This window comes from Tardiphaga sp. 813_E8_N1_3, assembly GCF_051811025.1.
In the GTDB taxonomy this organism is placed as follows: domain Bacteria; phylum Pseudomonadota; class Alphaproteobacteria; order Rhizobiales; family Xanthobacteraceae; genus Tardiphaga.
Window position 1 is genome coordinate 1916248 of record NZ_JBPWQE010000001.1, and the last position, 14116, is coordinate 1930363.

Here is a 14116-nt window from a genome sequence, read left to right on the forward strand (position 1 = left end):
AAGACGTGGATGGCCGGGACTAGCCCGGCCATGACGAGAAAGCGAAGCTGGATCGAGCGCAATTACTCTTTCGGCACTATGCTTGGCGCCGAGATCATCTCGAGATGGTCCGGCCGATCGCGATTGACCACCATCAGATAGTCATCCGCGACAGCACGCAGGCGGGTGCTGAGTTCGTTGGCCACGCCGGCCTTCTCGATGGTGTTGTGCTCGCGGACAATCGCCTGGATCGCGTCGATATGATGCTGGATCAGGTCCGTTGGCACAGTATCGAGATCGGGAGCGTGTTCGAGAATTCGGCACAGGCTCTCGGCGGCTGCGCCGGCTGCGGGGAAGCCGAAGGTCGAGGCATCGCCCTTGATGTCGTGCGCCGCACGAAACAGCTCGCCGCGGGTCTGCGTGTCGAATCCCTTTTTCAGGATAACGGTATGCGCCGCAGAGAGGCGGTCGCATTCGCTGCGCATCCAGGTCTTGAACTCGCCGGAGAGATTGGCCAGCGCCTGTTCGGCGCGCGCGACGGGATCGTCGAGGTCGCGATCGATCACGCGGCGGATCGCATGCTTCAGCGTGTTCGGCGGCGTGATGACCTGGTGATCGGCGAAAGCCTGCACCTTCGGCGGCGCCGGCGCTTTGTTCTTGGCCATGGGCGTTTCTCCGAACATTGCGCTAGCCAGTGACACGGGCTTTATCCAGCAGCGACGGCTGCTGCAGAACCTCGGCTTCACCGCCGTTGCGGCGTTCCGGTCCGATATAGGCGACGGTGGTGTTGCGGCGGCGGTCGGGCCCGAAATAGTTCTTCGTCTTGATGAAGGGGCGGGGATGAGCGACCACGCTCATGATGCGCAGATAGAGGCCCTTGGCTGAGATCGGCTTGGCCAGAAATTCTGTGACGCCGGCATCGCGCGCCATGGTGATGCGGCGCTTCTCGGAGTGGCCGGTCAGCATGATGATCGGCGCGTAGGGATTGCCCTTGGAATCCGGCTGCCGGATCATCTGCGCGAGTTCCAGCCCGTCGAAAATCGGCATCGCCCAGTCGGCGATCACGATGTCCGGCACATAGTGGCTGTACATTTCCAGCGCCGTGGCGCCGTCCTCGGCTTCGTAGACTTCGCGGGCGCCGAACGAATGCAGCAGCGTGCGCAGGATGCGCCGCATGTGCGGATTGTCGTCGCAGACCAGAAAACGCAGCTTGTTGAAGTCGATACGGAACATGATGCGGCTCGAACCGGGCTGGGACCGTTACCCGATGTTAACCATACCGCGCCGCGTCTTAACGAATGGTTGAGGCGGGCAGGCGCCTCAATATCCGAACTGTTCGCTCAGGATGCGTTCTTCCAGGCTGTGGCCGGGGTCGAACATCATGCGCATCGAGATCGACTTGTCGGAGATGATTTCGACCCGCCGGACGTCACGGGCTTCCTCGTTGTCGGCGACGGCCGCCACCGGGCGCTTTTCGCCTTCCAGCACCTCGATTGCGACGATCGCCGTATTGGGAAGCAGCGCGCCGCGCCAGCGCCGCGGGCGGAACGCGCTGATCGGCGTCAGCGCCAGCAGCGCGGCATTGATCGGCAGGATCGGACCCTGCGCCGACAGGTTATAGGCCGTCGAGCCGGCCGGCGTAGCCACGAGGATACCATCGGCGGCAAGTTCGGCCATCCGTTCGCGTTCATCGATGAGGATGCGCAGGCGCGCCAGTTGATGCGTCTGGCGAAACAGCGAGACCTCGTTGATGGCATGATGGATGTGCACGTCGCCATGGACGTCCGTGGCGCGCATGAGCAGGGGATTGATCAACGTCTCGCGCGCCGCGGCGAGGCGCGTATGCAGATCATGCGTCGAGAACTCGTTCATCAGAAAACCGACGGTGCCGCGGTGCATGCCGTAGATCGGTTTGCCTGTGCGCATGAAGTCGTGCAGCGTCTTCAGCATCAATCCGTCGCCGCCGAGGGCTACGATGATATCGGCAGTGGCCGGATCGGCATTGCCATAGAGCTGTGTCAGCTGGTCGAGCGCCGCTTGCGCCTCCGCACTGGTACTGGCCACGAAGGCGATCCGGTCATAGCGCTTGGACGGGTTCATCAGGGGATCGCCGGCTCATGCTGCGTGATTGCGCGGGGTCGTCTAGCCGACCTCGCTGGGGCTTGTCGAGCGAAAGGATAGCAGGTCTTTGAGACGGCCGGGCCGCAGGGAGCGCCGCATCGTTAACGGGGCGAGCGGCGCCCGGTTGCTCCATATTTGCGGGTCAGCTCCTCCGCGACCGCCTTTTCGGGCCTTAATTTGCTGCCGGCGAGCCAAACCTCGGTCACTTTCCCGGTCTTGCCACGGACCCTCCGGACTGCTTCCCCATAACTGGAATAACCCGCGGCCGCGGTGATCGTGCCCTTGTCCTTGCCGGTCACCTCGATCTCGGCGACGTCCATGAAGGGATTGATCGCCTGAGGCGTGGCGACCAGCACCCGGTCTCCAATGGGCACCAGATCAAACGCGCTCCATGAAGTCCACATGCGTCCCGTCCAGTCGCGGACGCGCTTCTGCGGCGCGCCGCGCTGGGCGAATGCGCGCAGGATATGCATGGCGCCATCAACCCAGATGGGCGCCCAGCCGTCGGTGGCATTGGTGAAAACCGAGATCGTCAGCTCGCAGGCCGGGATCACGGCGGTGCGCGAGATATAGCCATGAAATCCGCCATTGTGGCCGAACCAGTCCCAGCCGGCGGTGGTGCCGTTCATGGTGCCGAGGCCGTAATAGCTCTCGATAGTTGCGTGCGGATTGCGCCAGTGCCGCCGCGTCATCTCACGCCGGCCCGCCGCAGACAGCACGCTGTGCTTTGCATTGGGTGCAAGCTGCGCGAAGAAGCGCGCGATGTCGGCTGCGGTGCTGACGAAGCCCGCAGCAGGCGTGATGGCGTGGCACGGCGTGTCGCCGGGAATGACCAGACGGCGGCCGAGCGGAAGCCGCGGCGTATGACCTTGCGCGAGGGGCGCCCCCTTTGTCAGCGGCATGTCGGGCTGGGTCTCGCGCAGGCCGACCGCATCAATGATCTCGCGCCTGATCCATTCGCGATAGGGCTCGCCGGTGACAGATTCGATGACGAGGCCGAGCAGGCCAAAGCCATGGTTGGAATATTTCAGCCGAGTGCCGGGCGCAATCGCGGGCGGTTGCTGCAGCTCGGACAATAGCTCCTTCTTGTCGAGATAGGGGCGGCTGTCGATGAACTGCCCGGCATCGACGCCGTCGCGCGTGAGGCCGGCGCTATGCGACAGTAATTGTCCGATAGTCGTTGCAGCGACCTGCGGATGCAGGCCTTTCACATGGTCGCCAACGGGATCGTCGAGGCGCAATTTGCGTTGCTCGCGGAGCTTCATCAGTCCGGCAGATGTGAAGCTTTTCGAATGCGAGGCGATCCGGAAGCGATGCCGCGGCGTCAGCTTCTCGCCGGTCGCGAGGTCGGCGTGACCGAAGGCATATTCAGCGACGATCTTGCCGCGATGCGCGATGGCCACGAGGCAGCCGGGTTGCTGTGTAGTTGCCATCTGGAATGAGAGCCAGTCGTGGATGTAGTCGAGTGCGGGCTTCAGCCAGGGATCCATCAGAGGTCTCAATGTGAGGAGAGCGTCGCAGCCGCGAATATGAACAGATCTCTCAGCCATAACAAAGCCGGCACAATCCGAAGGATTGCACCGGCTGACTGATCCGCGAACGGGATCAGTAGGTGGGACCGGAGCCCGGCGCCTTTTCCAGCGCGGCAGCGAGCGATTTATATTCGGCGGAGTCCTTGCCGCTCAGCATCGCGATCTTGTTGAGATGATACTGGGCCTGATCGCGGTTGCCCTGTTCGACCTGCCACAAACCATAATACTGCCAGGTGCGGACATGGGCGGGGTCGGCCTTCAGTGCGCGCTCGTACCAGATCTGCGAGACCTTGTAGTCGCCGAGCTTGCGATAGGAGTAGCCGATCAGGTTGGCGACATCGGCGCGGTCGTCCTGGCCGAGCGCCTTGAGCTGCGCGATGGCCGCCGTGTAATCCTGCTTGTCATAGACCGTGGCATAGGCCGCGCGATAGTTGGCGAGGAACGCGGCATTCTCGGTGTTCGGATTCCTGGTTTCGGTTTTCTTCTTCTTGTCCTTGGTGCCCTTGGTGTCGGACGCCGGCGGTGCGGAAGGCGTATCGCCGCCTGCGGCATAGGCCGGGGCAAAGAATGCCGGGGTCAACGAGGGCGTGGCGGCAACGGCCACGGAAAACATTGCCAGCGTCGTCAGCCTGATCGCGAGGTGGGTCATGCAGCGCTCCTGTTTGCAACAGCAATAATCTGACACGGAAGTCACAGGTTGTGAACACCGGGCGTGGGTGTTCATTCCCGCTTTTGCTGAGGGGGGCGGACCTGGGGCGGCAGACTTGAGACCCCAGACTTGGGGCAGGACGCCTGACCCAGCCGATCATGACGAGGATGTCACCGAGATGAACGAAGTCTGTCCGGCTCCCTCAGAGTGGGTTCAGCCCAGCGTCGCTAGTCTGACTGCATTGATCGACAAGCCCGGCCAACCGACCGGTCAACTTCGTGATCGAGACCGACAGGAGACGACCATGTTGAAGATGTTTTCCGCTGCTGTGATTGCCGCTTCGATCCTCGCGGCGCCCGCGATGGCTGCCGGTATCGCCAAGACCACGCCGGCACCGATCACCAAGCCGGTGACGTCGGCCGATAACAAGGTGCAGGCCAAGCCCGGCGTGCTGAACGCAAATGCGAAAATGGTCCGCCATCATCACCGCCATGCCCGTCCTCATCATCGCTTCCACAAGAAGATGAGCACTCACCAAGTTCATAAGCACACCGCCATCCAGACCACAGTCGCGCACAAGCGCGGCTGAGGGGGCTCCGCGGCCGCGGCCTCATATTGCCCAGCCGCGATCGCGGAGTTTCAATGGCCGGCCTGCTGCACCTATCCCCTGGGATGCATAACATCCCTGAGGCGCAGCAGGCCGGTTCGTTTGCTCAGGGTCTGTCACCGAGATGCGAATTCCAATTCCCGGGCGAACCGTCTAGGACAGGCATGACGGGGACAGGCCTGCGTAATTGAGACGGCACGACGGATGAGACGGCATTTGGGGATATCTTTGAGACGGGCAGCAGCGGTGCTGTTGCCGCTGTGGCTTGCAGCATGCGGAGGAGGCGGCGCCGGTGGCATCAGCTTCACGGATGATCAGGGCGTTGCCGCGCAGCCATTCCCGACCAATTATCGCGTCGATCTGCTGGCGTTCTTCAAGACCTATCTGAACAATCCGGTCGGCGTTCGTGACGCCATGATGGCGGAGCCGGTGCAACGCACCGTGGGCGGACGGCTGCGCTATGTCAGCTGCGTGCGCTACACGGCGAAGGATTTCGACGGCCGCTACACAGCGCCGCAGGAGCGGGCGGTATCCTATGTCGACAAGCGCCTCGATCGCATTGTCGAGAATGTCACCGAAGCCTGTGCCGGCGCCACTTACGCGCCGTTCCCCGAAATGGAAAAGATGACGCGTTAGTGTGTTGCTGGCAGCTCTTTAGATCTGCTGTCGGTGCTTGATGCGAGCACTCAATGCCGGCGTTGTCGCCCTCAACCGACCGCAACGTCGCCACAAGATTGCCGCAGCCCAACGTGGGTATCTGGGCACTGAAAAACGCGATCAAGTTCGTGTGAGCACTGAACCAAAAGCGCTTCTGCTCCGCCTGAAAATGAATAAATCCAAAAGTGTTGCTGCTTTGTCGCAGTCGGCAAACATCGATGTGGCAACGCCTGCCGTGAAGCAACCAAACTGCCGCCACGTTGTTTTTCGATGGTCATTACGCAACACAGGGGACCAACCATGAAGAAGCTTCTGCTCAGCGCGTCGGCCATCGTTGCCGTGGCCGCGATCTCGTCTTCAGCCTTCGCTGCCGACCTTCCGGCGCGGACCTATACCAAGGCCCCGGCCTATACGGCGCCGGCTTTGGTCTACAACTGGACCGGTTTCTACATCGGCGGCCATCTCGGCGGCGCCTTCGGTGACGGCAACAGCCTCGTCGGCGATAGCGGCCGGTTCATGGGCGGTGTGCAGGGCGGTTTCGACTATCAGTTCGCCACCAACTGGGTGGTCGGTATCGAAGCCCAATACAGCTGGCTGGCCAGCAGCAATACCAGCCTCGTCTTCCCGAATGGCACGACCATCACGGGCAACGGTAACGATCAGCTCGGCTCGGTCACCGGTCGTCTCGGCTACACCTGGGGTCCGGCACTGCTCTACGCCAAGGGCGGTTACGCCTGGAAGGATAACAACAACCTGACCATCGCCGCCCTGGCTCCTGCGGTTGCGGTCATCGATGGCAACAAGAAGGACGGCTACACGGTTGGTGGCGGTCTCGAATACATGTTCGCGCCGAACTGGTCGGGCAAGGTCGAATATCAATACTACAACTTCGGCAACACCACGATCACTTCGACGGCCATTCCCGGAGGATCGACGCGCTTCAACAACGACGAGCACACCATCAAGGCCGGTCTGAACTATCGCTTCGGCTGGGGTGGCCCGGTGGTTGCCAAGTACTGAGCAAGTACGAAACCGATTTGGATCTTCGACGGAAAGGCCGGCATCTCGCCGGCCTTTTTTGTTTGTGGAGTGTTGTCTTCCTTTTCCCTCCCTCAAGCGGCGAAGCCGCGCAGTGGGGAGGGTGGATCGACCGCGGAGCGGTCGAGACGGGTGGGGTGGTGCAACAAGCACTGCTCCCACATGGGGAAACACCCCACCCCGGCCTCCACTTCGTCGATGCTGCGCATCGCCTCGTTCGGCCGACCCTCCCCACCGCGCTTCGCTTGGGGGAGGGATTCCTCTGGCACCTGTGCGGCATCGCAGATGTGAATTTCAAACAGCCACTGCTCTTCAGACATGCGTCATCGCCCCCATTATTTGCGGCGCGGGGGCGCCGTCGTGTTTCGCATTCCCACCCCCTTGTGAGAGGGCGTGCGGAACGCCGGGTGCCCGTTGCACCCTTGGGCCTGATGCGAATGCGGTCTTCCGCAAGGATAATGCATCAGGACTTTCGGACGCGCTGGGCGAAGTGCCCGGCGTTCCGCATGCGGTGTTTTTTCGGTTGCTTGCGCTTCGCCATGGCGAACGATCCGATCACCAAAATTACAGTCCCAAGGCGAATGGGACAGGGTGCCTCAAGCGAGTAAGCCGGACGCGTTTTGACTTGGTCGTCCGTCACACTGTCCAGAGAGTCTTTCCATCCCAAGGTCGGCCGTCTCCTTGCCAGTGGCAGTGCTGGCGCAGATCCGTCCTGCCCGAAGACAGACGTCACCCATGAACCGCGTGACGCCGCATCTCCGGCGTCCACCGCATCCCACCCCGCGAACGTGACGATCGCGATCGCCCCTCTCGGTGGAGCAGGACGAAGGGGAATATAAACCCGTTGGGGATATTATCAACGATGGATAGGAAAAAATGTTTAGGCGCTGTCTTGCCGCCCCACATTGTCATTCCGGGGCGTGGCCGGCACTTGCCGGACGCGAACCCGGAATCTCGGCATGGGAATCTCCAGACAGCTCAAAACACTAGGGGATTCCGGGTTCGCACTACGCGGCTGCGCCGCTTCGCGCGCGCCGGAATGACAGTGGGGAAGTCAGCGCCCCGGAATGACGAATGTGGCGGCAGCGCTTTAAGGCGGTTTGCCACCACCCCCGCACCAGGAATCGAAAGTAAACGAGTCCTGAATCCCGGGAAAAATAAGGTTCGAGACTCCCTTGCCAGAATCGCTTGATGGTTGTCGGGCGATGAGAATGATCGACAATATCCGCAGCGACGGGGTGCAGGTGGCGCTCACGGTCGCCCTGATGGCCGCCTGTGCGGTCAATCTGCTGCTGCTTTATGCGTGGCTGTGAGCTCGTGCGCCGGTTTGGCGCGCACGGGAGTAGCCCTTGCCGGGCAACTCTGATATCTGACTGCGCGACGCGGGCAGGCGACTGTTCCGGACGTCCCATTTCGATCTTGGGTCATCAGTTAACCCATTGATCCTGTTGCCGGTTTAGCTCAGCGGTAGAGCAGCGGTTTTGTAAACCGAAGGTCGGGAGTTCAATCCTCTCAACCGGCACCACCATTTCAATAACTTGGCCAAATCGGTCTTGTCGCACCGGCTCGCCATCGGTGGGTTCGACCTATGAACGTTGTTCCAGGGTCGCCCGGACTTTTGCGATGACCTCCTGATAATCGGCTTCCCGCTTGTCCTGCATTTGCTGCTGCCGTGCCTTGAACGATGCCACGCGATTCCGGATGTCTTCCCGGAGATCAGCCAGCTTCATCGGCTGTGCAGGTTCCGGGACGATCTGCTTCGGATTTTCAGCGGCTTTAATCTCGGCGTCTACGGCAACGGTCAGCTTCGCGGCCAGCTCAGGCTGGTCGCCAGAAACCTCTTTTACAAACGCCAATGTCTCCGCGATCAATCGATCGCGCTCTTCTACCCAACTCATGGCGTCATCATTTAGATTGGGCGACGTTTGTGCAAGCGTGTCAGCGGGTTAAGCCTAACGGGGACAGTGCAGAATCTGGCTCCGTTGTCGTGTTAGCGCCGACGTGTCTCCATGCGGCCTGCAGTCGCCTTTGGGCGATTGGCCGTGGGAGGCTCGCTGAAGGCGAACGAGCGTCAAATAAACAGACAGGCTGCGACCGAGGCCGTCAGGCCGAAGAGTAGGGCGCCTGCGCAGAGGGCGCGCTCCAAAACCTCGCGTGCGTGATGTCGCTCGAAGCACTGCCGGCTGAAATACTGGTGAGTGAAGTGGTCTTCCATCTCCGCCTCCCTGAACGGGGATAGAGAATCCTTCATGTGATTCGCCGTCAAGCGGAGTGTGTGTTAAACTGTCAAATAAGCCCCGCGGCGAATTGAACCATTTTGCCGTTCGCGCGACCTAAGCGCGCTTCTCAATGAGTAAGGGGAATCGCATGACTTTTCGCGAATCCATCAACCGGCTTTTCGGCAGCACCTCAACGCCCGAATCTGAAGAGCGCGCCAGGCGACTGAACGCGTCCATGGATGAGTTTGTGCGGCTACTGCATACCAATGGCTACGACGGCAAAAGCCCCACCACCCTTAGAGAGGTGGCAGGACTTTCGGAACGTCCATCCTGCGCTCAGGACGCTCAGTCTTCCAACCAAAACCGGTGAGAGTCGTTCCTGGGTCACTGCCGGCGGTACCGCGATCGGCTTGCCCGTGTCCTCTTCGGTGCTGCACGGCTGAATAGTGTAGCCGTCCTCTCGCACCGTCTTGCCGTCCACAACATCAACGAGTCTGGCTTCGTCGGCATGTTGCCAGACGTCCTCCTCGACTGGGAATTCCTCGCTGAGCTTCTGGTCGTCTTCGAATAGCGCGTAGAGCATGTGCTACCTCCGACGCTGCAACGCGGGACAGGTTGAGTAGTTCGATTGCAAGTCTGGCTCGCGCTTGCCCTCGCCTAATTCTAAAAGAGTAGCTGCGTCGCGGCGCCAGCCGAAGGGAGTTCAATCCTCTCAACCGGCATCAGCAAACCCCTTTCAATATCAAGCTTTTTCGGTGTTTTAGGCTTCGGCAAAGCCGGCGAGCAAATGCGGTTTTGCCAGCCTCAAAACAGGACCATCTGTTCCCGCCTTGTTCAGGTTCGCATGTTCTCGCGCGACTTGCGGTCGCTCTCAGGTTGCGGATAAATGTTCCCTAAAGCTGTGGGGCTTGAACATGTCTGAAGTCGCGCCACCGCTGCGAGCTATCGCAGCGGACGATTGCGTTGCGAGCCCTGAACGGGTCCGGACGAGTGTCTATCTGGGGCTGCTGCTGTTCACCGCGGCCTATTTTTTAATTTGGCCGATCTGGCGGGCGCAGTTCCTGGTGGAGATCTGGCCGACAGAGGCGTGGAACCCCTACTTTCAAAATGCCGCCGTGTCCGGGGGGCAACTTTACCCGGACGCCGATAGCCTGGTCGGTAATAATTATCCGCCGCTGTCGTTCTATGTCGTGGGTTTCTTCGGGAATATTTTTGGAGACTCGCTGTTCGCCGGGCGCGCGCTTTCGCTTTTCGGATTGATCTGCGTAGCCGTCGAGATTTTCGCCGCAGTACGAATTCTCTCGGGCAATTCGGTTGGCGCCGCGGTCGGTGCCTTTTGGTATGTCGCGATCATGGCCCACAATTCGACGGTCTACGTCGGAGCGAACGATCCTCAGATCGCAGGGCAAGCGATCATGGGAGCTGGGCTGGTCTGGTTTCTGTCGCGCGAAAGGGATCGCCGGTCAGTTCTGGCACCGCTCCTGTTGATGGTGGTGGGCGGCTTCTGGAAGCACAACATGATCGGCATTCCGACGACTGTAATCACGTGGATGATGCTGACGAACTGGCGTGCCGCGATCCGTCCCGTGTTGATCAGCGGGGCAGCCGCAAGTGTTGGTCTGTTCGCATGCTCGCTGATCTTTGGGCCTTCATTTTTCTCCAACATCTTTGCTACGCGGCACCACAGCGTAGCTTATCTCTTGGTGAATATCGGTCATCTTCAATGGTGCGCGCCGGCTCTTGCGATCTGGGCAGGGTGGGCCATAACCGACAGCACGAACGCGGCTGCCCGCTTCAGTTCGTTGCACATCGGCATAAGCTTCATCGTCTGCATCTTACAGTGGTTCGGTTCTGGCGTGAGCGGGAACGCGGAATTTGATCTCATTCTTGCTCTCGGCGTCGGCACCGGCCTCACGTTCAGCTATATGGATCGGTCTTATGCTGCACGCTTCGTCGAGGCTGGGCTACTGCGCACCTTGATGATAGCCGTTTTGCTCATCCGACTCATTGCGTCCGACCGGCAAGAATCGGCGCTGATTTTGATCAGTCCTGAATTCAGGGAAAGCGTGTACTCAAACGAGCGTGCGGCCATTCGAGAAGCAGCGCAGCTATCGTTAGTTCATGGCGACGTGTTCTGCACCAACAAGGTCGTCTGTCGGATGGCCGGAAAGCCGTTCGTCGTCGATGAGTTCAAGGTCGAGCAACTAGCACTGACGAACAAATTGTCCGACAACGATTTTCGGAATCTTCTCGCCCTTCGCAATATCTCGGTGTTCAGATCGGATATCGCGACCACCGCTTTCGTGGATACGTCCCTGTCCAGAGTTTGGTGGCAAAAGCGGTCTGCTTGGCTTACCGGCGAGCGTCTTCCTTGATCTTGCGATAGTCACGCCGCGCCCCTTCCCGAACCTGCCGGATGTTCCCGCGGATCGTCTCGATCAACTGCGTGCGGGTCGCACGATCCATTGTCGCATGGGCCCGCGCCGATGCTTCCTGGCCGTGAAGATCTTTGATCTCCTTGTCAGCCTGCCTGAAGATTGCTTCGTCGTCCGACGTAACCGTACTTCTCAATCAGCCCCGATCCGCCTCTGGAACCTCGATCAAAAACAGGGATACGCCCGGCCGTCCTGGCCGCGATAGGCCGCGGCTGATTGCTTGCAGCGGGCGGCGAGGGGGCCGTCGTAATAGGCGAAGGTGCCCGGCTGCAGACCCGGACCGTAATTGTGCCCGAACTGAATCCGGTAGGGCTGGCCGGGTGCGGCAAAGACGAAGGTCTCGGCACTGTGATGATGTTTCCAGTGGCGCGCGAAAGCAGGAGTCGCGACCAGCGTCGACAGGATGATGGCTGCACTGAGAAACTTCATCGGGGCTCTCCGGACATGACGACTGCAGATGTCTGCGACAACCGCTGACGGGATCAGATCACGTTGCGACGGCGATGCGCAAGATGTGCACGGCGCGCGCCTGACGTCTTTCGACCGGGATCACGTCGCAATGCGGGCCCGTTGCGTTAACGAATCCACGCTGCGGTCCAGCGCATTTGAACCTCGCCTGATGCTTACGCGTTAGGCTTACCGGCAGTTTAGACCGCGCCCTTAACCCATCCTGCCCGGCGTTCGAATATCGTACCGCCGAGATGCAGGACATGGCCATGAGAACCCTTTCAGCAGTGCTTTTCGTGATCGCGACCACGCTTCCGGCTGCAGCCGCCGATGGTTTCAACATCGTCGTGCCCGGCCGCGTGGGCGTGCCGATCATCATCAATGGCGTCGATGCGTCCTATCGCGTGATCGAAGGCGACTGGGGCTTGCAGCGTGGCATCCATATTCAGCCGACAGTCTATGGCGGACGCTATATCGATCCGGTTCCGAATGTTGGCCACTACTATCCGAGCCTTGGTCACAAACCCGGCTACGGGCGCCTGGAGATCGAGCCGCCGGCCAATCGCAAATTGCCGCAGCCGGCCGAGAGCTACCACGAGAGCTGGTCGGCGAGATCCGCGCCGATGGGGCGGCAGAACGAAGTGCCGTTCAATCCACCTGAGGTCATCGTCGCACCGCCGGAATTCCGGCGCTGACCGATCAATCGCCAACAACGAAAAAAGACACCCGACAGGAGAGAGTATTCATGCGTAACGTGATTTCGAAATGGGTTGCGGCATTTGCCGTTGTCACCGCCACTGCCGGCGCTGCGCCCGCAATGGCCTGCGGTGGCGGCTTGTTCACCTCAAACGGCTGCTCGCCTTGCGGTCAGGCCTATGTCAGCCCCTGCGGCTATGGCGCCGGTTATGAGCGGCTGCCCGATCCGACCCCGGTGACGCGTCAGTATTATTACGCCAACCAGGGTCCGACCTTCAGCGGCCCGGGCATGTTCGCGCCGGTCCCGACCTATCAGGAAACTGCGATCGGCTGGCGCGGCTATGGCCAGGGTTACGGTCAGGATTACGGTTATGGCTATCGTCGCGGCTATTATGGTGGCCCCTATGCCAATCCGGTGAACTACTCCTATGGTCCGGCGTATCGCTCGCCCGCGATCTACAGCTATCCGTCGCGCAGCCAGTATCGTGCGCGCCCGAGCTATCGCTACGGCTACAGCATGCAGCCGCGCACGCGTTACGGCTATTCGCAGCGTAGCTACGTGTCGCGCAGCGGCTATCATCAGGCGCATCGCTATGGCGCGCCGAAGGTGATGTATGCGCCGCGCGCAGCAGGACCGCGTGGCTATCACCAGCAACAGCGCCCGCAGCGCTATATGCACTGATCCGATCAGTACTGATCTGAATGCAAAGAAAAAGCCCGCTCGCAGCGATGCAAGCGGGTTTTTTTATTGTCTGCTGTGTTGCCTGCGGATCTAGCCCATCAGGCCGAGCTTGCTGGCGCCGACATAGAGCGCAAGCACGGCGGCGTTCGACACGTTGAGGCTCTTGATCTCGCCGGGCATGTCGAGCCGCGCGACGACGCTGCAGGTCTCCCGCGTCAGCCGTCGTAGTCCGCTGCCTTCGGCGCCGAGCACCAGCGCCAGCGGCTGCTGCAGCGGGATCGCGCTGATGTTCTCAGCTCCCTCGCTGTCCAGACCGACGGTCATGAAGCCGAGGTCGTTCAATTCGTTCAGCGCCCGCGCCAGATTCGGCACCGTGATCATCGGCACCAGTTCCAGCGCGCCCGAGGCGGATTTCGCGAGGACGCCGGTGGCTTCGGGGCTGTGCCGGGCCGTGGTGATGATCGCCTTGACCGCAAAGGCCGCGGCGGAACGCAGGATGGCGCCGACATTATGCGGATCGGTGATCTGGTCGAGTACCAGCACGATGCCGTCCTGGGGCAGGCTGTCCAGATCCGGCGATTCCAGCGGCTCGACCTCGGCCAGCAGGCCCTGATGGACGGCGTCAGGCCCCAACCGGCGGTCGATCTCGTCCGGACGGACCAGGATCGGCGCCACACGGGTGTCGATCTTCTCCTCGGCGAGGCGCCGGGCGGCGTTTTCGGTCAGAATCAGCTTGAGGATTTTCCGCTGCGGATTGGCCAGCGCCATGGTGACGGTATGCCATCCATAGAGGATGGCCGGGCCGTCACCGCCGGATTCCCGGCCGCGGCGCGGGGGCCGCCGGCCCTGATCGCGGGGTTTATCCCGGGTTTTATCGCGGCCTGGGCCGCCTTGGCTGTCGCGCCCCTTGTCAGGGCCGCGCTGGAATCGCTGTTTTCGCTCTCGATCGCTCATGCAGGGCTTGTCTCACGGGGGCCGAATAATGGCAATTTGGAGCCTCCGAATGAGGTTCGGAGAGGGCGGATATTCCGCCCCTGGTCGGTTGACTTTGCCC

Annotated in this window: 18 protein-coding genes and 1 tRNA gene; 8 read left to right on the forward strand and 11 right to left on the reverse strand. The window is 61.1% G+C overall.

What is annotated here, in order from left to right; genetic code table 11:
* Nucleotides 1–62 precede the first annotated feature (62 nt).
* From AB8A33_RS08955 to AB8A33_RS08975, 5 genes are all read right to left on the reverse strand, one after another.
* Nucleotides 63–644: an Hpt domain-containing protein gene (locus AB8A33_RS08955; RefSeq protein WP_439092420.1), complete on the reverse strand. Its 582-nt coding sequence runs from the start codon at nt 642–644 to the stop codon at nt 63–65.
* Nucleotides 645–666: 22 nt separating this feature from the next.
* Complete coding sequence (locus tag AB8A33_RS08960) at nt 667–1212, reverse strand: response regulator (protein WP_068731951.1); 546 nt, start codon at nt 1210–1212, stop codon at nt 667–669.
* 87 nt (nt 1213–1299) lie between these two features.
* On the reverse strand, nt 1300–2079 hold the full coding sequence (locus AB8A33_RS08965) for an NAD kinase (protein WP_439092421.1): 780 nt from the start codon (nt 2077–2079) through the stop codon (nt 1300–1302).
* 122 nt (nt 2080–2201) lie between these two features.
* Complete coding sequence (locus AB8A33_RS08970; protein ID WP_439092422.1) at nt 2202–3590, reverse strand: serine hydrolase domain-containing protein; 1389 nt, start codon at nt 3588–3590, stop codon at nt 2202–2204.
* Between the two features lie 115 nt (nt 3591–3705).
* Nucleotides 3706–4281 (reverse strand): tetratricopeptide repeat protein, encoded by a 576-nt coding sequence (locus AB8A33_RS08975; RefSeq protein WP_439092423.1) that lies wholly within the window; start codon nt 4279–4281, stop codon nt 3706–3708.
* 304 nt (nt 4282–4585) lie between these two features.
* Here AB8A33_RS08975 and AB8A33_RS08980 point away from each other — a divergent pair, with 304 nt between their 5' ends.
* From AB8A33_RS08980 to AB8A33_RS08995, 4 genes are all read left to right on the forward strand, one after another.
* Nucleotides 4586–4870, forward strand: a complete 285-nt coding sequence (locus AB8A33_RS08980) for a His-rich protein BRANT (RefSeq protein ID WP_439092424.1) — start codon at nt 4586–4588, stop codon at nt 4868–4870.
* Nucleotides 4871–5092: 222 nt separating this feature from the next.
* On the forward strand, nt 5093–5524 hold the full coding sequence (locus AB8A33_RS08985; protein ID WP_420882337.1) for a hypothetical protein: 432 nt from the start codon (nt 5093–5095) through the stop codon (nt 5522–5524).
* 40 nt (nt 5525–5564) lie between these two features.
* Nucleotides 5565–5849, forward strand: a complete 285-nt coding sequence (locus tag AB8A33_RS08990; RefSeq protein ID WP_439092425.1) for a hypothetical protein — start codon at nt 5565–5567, stop codon at nt 5847–5849.
* Nucleotides 5846–6565, forward strand: a complete 720-nt coding sequence (locus tag AB8A33_RS08995) for an outer membrane protein (RefSeq protein WP_439092426.1) — start codon at nt 5846–5848, stop codon at nt 6563–6565. Before AB8A33_RS08990 ends, AB8A33_RS08995 begins: the two co-directional genes overlap by 4 nt.
* 92 nt (nt 6566–6657) lie before the next feature.
* Here AB8A33_RS08995 and AB8A33_RS09000 read toward each other — a convergent pair whose 3' ends face one another.
* Nucleotides 6658–6903, reverse strand: a complete 246-nt coding sequence (locus AB8A33_RS09000) for a hypothetical protein (RefSeq protein WP_439092427.1) — start codon at nt 6901–6903, stop codon at nt 6658–6660.
* A gap of 1130 nt (nt 6904–8033) precedes the next feature.
* Between AB8A33_RS09000 and AB8A33_RS09005 the strand changes: the two genes are divergently transcribed.
* Nucleotides 8034–8108 (forward strand) — tRNA-Thr (locus tag AB8A33_RS09005).
* Nucleotides 8109–8169: 61 nt separating this feature from the next.
* Here AB8A33_RS09005 and AB8A33_RS09010 read toward each other — a convergent pair.
* Together AB8A33_RS09010 and AB8A33_RS09015 are read right to left on the reverse strand one after the other, a co-directional pair.
* On the reverse strand, nt 8170–8481 hold the full coding sequence (locus tag AB8A33_RS09010) for a hypothetical protein (protein WP_439092428.1): 312 nt from the start codon (nt 8479–8481) through the stop codon (nt 8170–8172).
* Between the two features lie 574 nt (nt 8482–9055).
* A complete protein-coding gene (locus AB8A33_RS09015) occupies nt 9056–9385 on the reverse strand; it encodes a hypothetical protein (RefSeq protein ID WP_439092429.1) in 330 nt (109 codons plus the stop codon).
* Between the two features lie 331 nt (nt 9386–9716).
* Between AB8A33_RS09015 and AB8A33_RS09020 the strand changes: the two genes are divergently transcribed.
* Nucleotides 9717–11177: an ArnT family glycosyltransferase gene (locus tag AB8A33_RS09020; protein WP_439092430.1), complete on the forward strand. Its 1461-nt coding sequence runs from the start codon at nt 9717–9719 to the stop codon at nt 11175–11177.
* Here the strand turns inward: AB8A33_RS09020 and AB8A33_RS09025 are convergent.
* Nucleotides 11155–11373, reverse strand: a complete 219-nt coding sequence (locus AB8A33_RS09025; protein WP_439092431.1) for a hypothetical protein — start codon at nt 11371–11373, stop codon at nt 11155–11157. The genes AB8A33_RS09020 and AB8A33_RS09025 overlap by 23 nt on opposite strands.
* A 29-nt stretch (nt 11374–11402) precedes the next feature.
* Nucleotides 11403–11666, reverse strand: a complete 264-nt coding sequence (locus AB8A33_RS09030; RefSeq protein ID WP_093762074.1) for a hypothetical protein — start codon at nt 11664–11666, stop codon at nt 11403–11405.
* 287 nt (nt 11667–11953) lie between these two features.
* On the opposite strand from AB8A33_RS09030, the gene AB8A33_RS09035 reads away from it, so the two are divergent.
* Together AB8A33_RS09035 and AB8A33_RS09040 are read left to right on the forward strand one after the other, a co-directional pair.
* Nucleotides 11954–12379, forward strand: a complete 426-nt coding sequence (locus AB8A33_RS09035; RefSeq protein WP_439092432.1) for a hypothetical protein — start codon at nt 11954–11956, stop codon at nt 12377–12379.
* A gap of 50 nt (nt 12380–12429) precedes the next feature.
* Nucleotides 12430–13062, forward strand: a complete 633-nt coding sequence (locus tag AB8A33_RS09040; RefSeq protein WP_439092433.1) for a hypothetical protein — start codon at nt 12430–12432, stop codon at nt 13060–13062.
* A gap of 90 nt (nt 13063–13152) precedes the next feature.
* Here the strand turns inward: AB8A33_RS09040 and rlmB are convergent, their stop codons facing one another.
* Complete coding sequence (gene rlmB / locus AB8A33_RS09045; protein ID WP_439092434.1) at nt 13153–14016, reverse strand: 23S rRNA (guanosine(2251)-2'-O)-methyltransferase RlmB; 864 nt, start codon at nt 14014–14016, stop codon at nt 13153–13155.
* Nucleotides 14017–14116: the final 100 nt, after the last annotated feature.

Coding starts and splice junctions, on each gene's coding strand:
- AB8A33_RS08960 (WP_068731951.1), bottom strand. CDS start 1,212: ATGTTCCGTATCGACTTCAACAAGCTGCGTTTTCTGGTCTGCGACGAC.
- AB8A33_RS09020 (WP_439092430.1), top strand. CDS start 9,717: ATGTCTGAAGTCGCGCCACCGCTGCGAGCTATCGCAGCGGACGATTGC.
- AB8A33_RS09035 (WP_439092432.1), top strand. CDS start 11,954: ATGAGAACCCTTTCAGCAGTGCTTTTCGTGATCGCGACCACGCTTCCG.
- AB8A33_RS08990 (WP_439092425.1), top strand. CDS start 5,565: ATGCGAGCACTCAATGCCGGCGTTGTCGCCCTCAACCGACCGCAACGT.
- AB8A33_RS09000 (WP_439092427.1), bottom strand. CDS start 6,903: ATGTCTGAAGAGCAGTGGCTGTTTGAAATTCACATCTGCGATGCCGCA.
- AB8A33_RS08965 (WP_439092421.1), bottom strand. CDS start 2,079: ATGAACCCGTCCAAGCGCTATGACCGGATCGCCTTCGTGGCCAGTACC.
- AB8A33_RS09015 (WP_439092429.1), bottom strand. CDS start 9,385: ATGCTCTACGCGCTATTCGAAGACGACCAGAAGCTCAGCGAGGAATTC.
- AB8A33_RS08985 (WP_420882337.1), top strand. CDS start 5,093: ATGAGACGGCATTTGGGGATATCTTTGAGACGGGCAGCAGCGGTGCTG.
- AB8A33_RS08980 (WP_439092424.1), top strand. CDS start 4,586: ATGTTGAAGATGTTTTCCGCTGCTGTGATTGCCGCTTCGATCCTCGCG.
- AB8A33_RS08995 (WP_439092426.1), top strand. CDS start 5,846: ATGAAGAAGCTTCTGCTCAGCGCGTCGGCCATCGTTGCCGTGGCCGCG.
- AB8A33_RS08970 (WP_439092422.1), bottom strand. CDS start 3,590: ATGGATCCCTGGCTGAAGCCCGCACTCGACTACATCCACGACTGGCTC.
- AB8A33_RS09010 (WP_439092428.1), bottom strand. CDS start 8,481: ATGAGTTGGGTAGAAGAGCGCGATCGATTGATCGCGGAGACATTGGCG.
- AB8A33_RS08975 (WP_439092423.1), bottom strand. CDS start 4,281: ATGACCCACCTCGCGATCAGGCTGACGACGCTGGCAATGTTTTCCGTG.
- AB8A33_RS08955 (WP_439092420.1), bottom strand. CDS start 644: ATGGCCAAGAACAAAGCGCCGGCGCCGCCGAAGGTGCAGGCTTTCGCC.
- AB8A33_RS09030 (WP_093762074.1), bottom strand. CDS start 11,666: ATGAAGTTTCTCAGTGCAGCCATCATCCTGTCGACGCTGGTCGCGACT.
- rlmB (WP_439092434.1), bottom strand. CDS start 14,016: ATGAGCGATCGAGAGCGAAAACAGCGATTCCAGCGCGGCCCTGACAAG.
- AB8A33_RS09040 (WP_439092433.1), top strand. CDS start 12,430: ATGCGTAACGTGATTTCGAAATGGGTTGCGGCATTTGCCGTTGTCACC.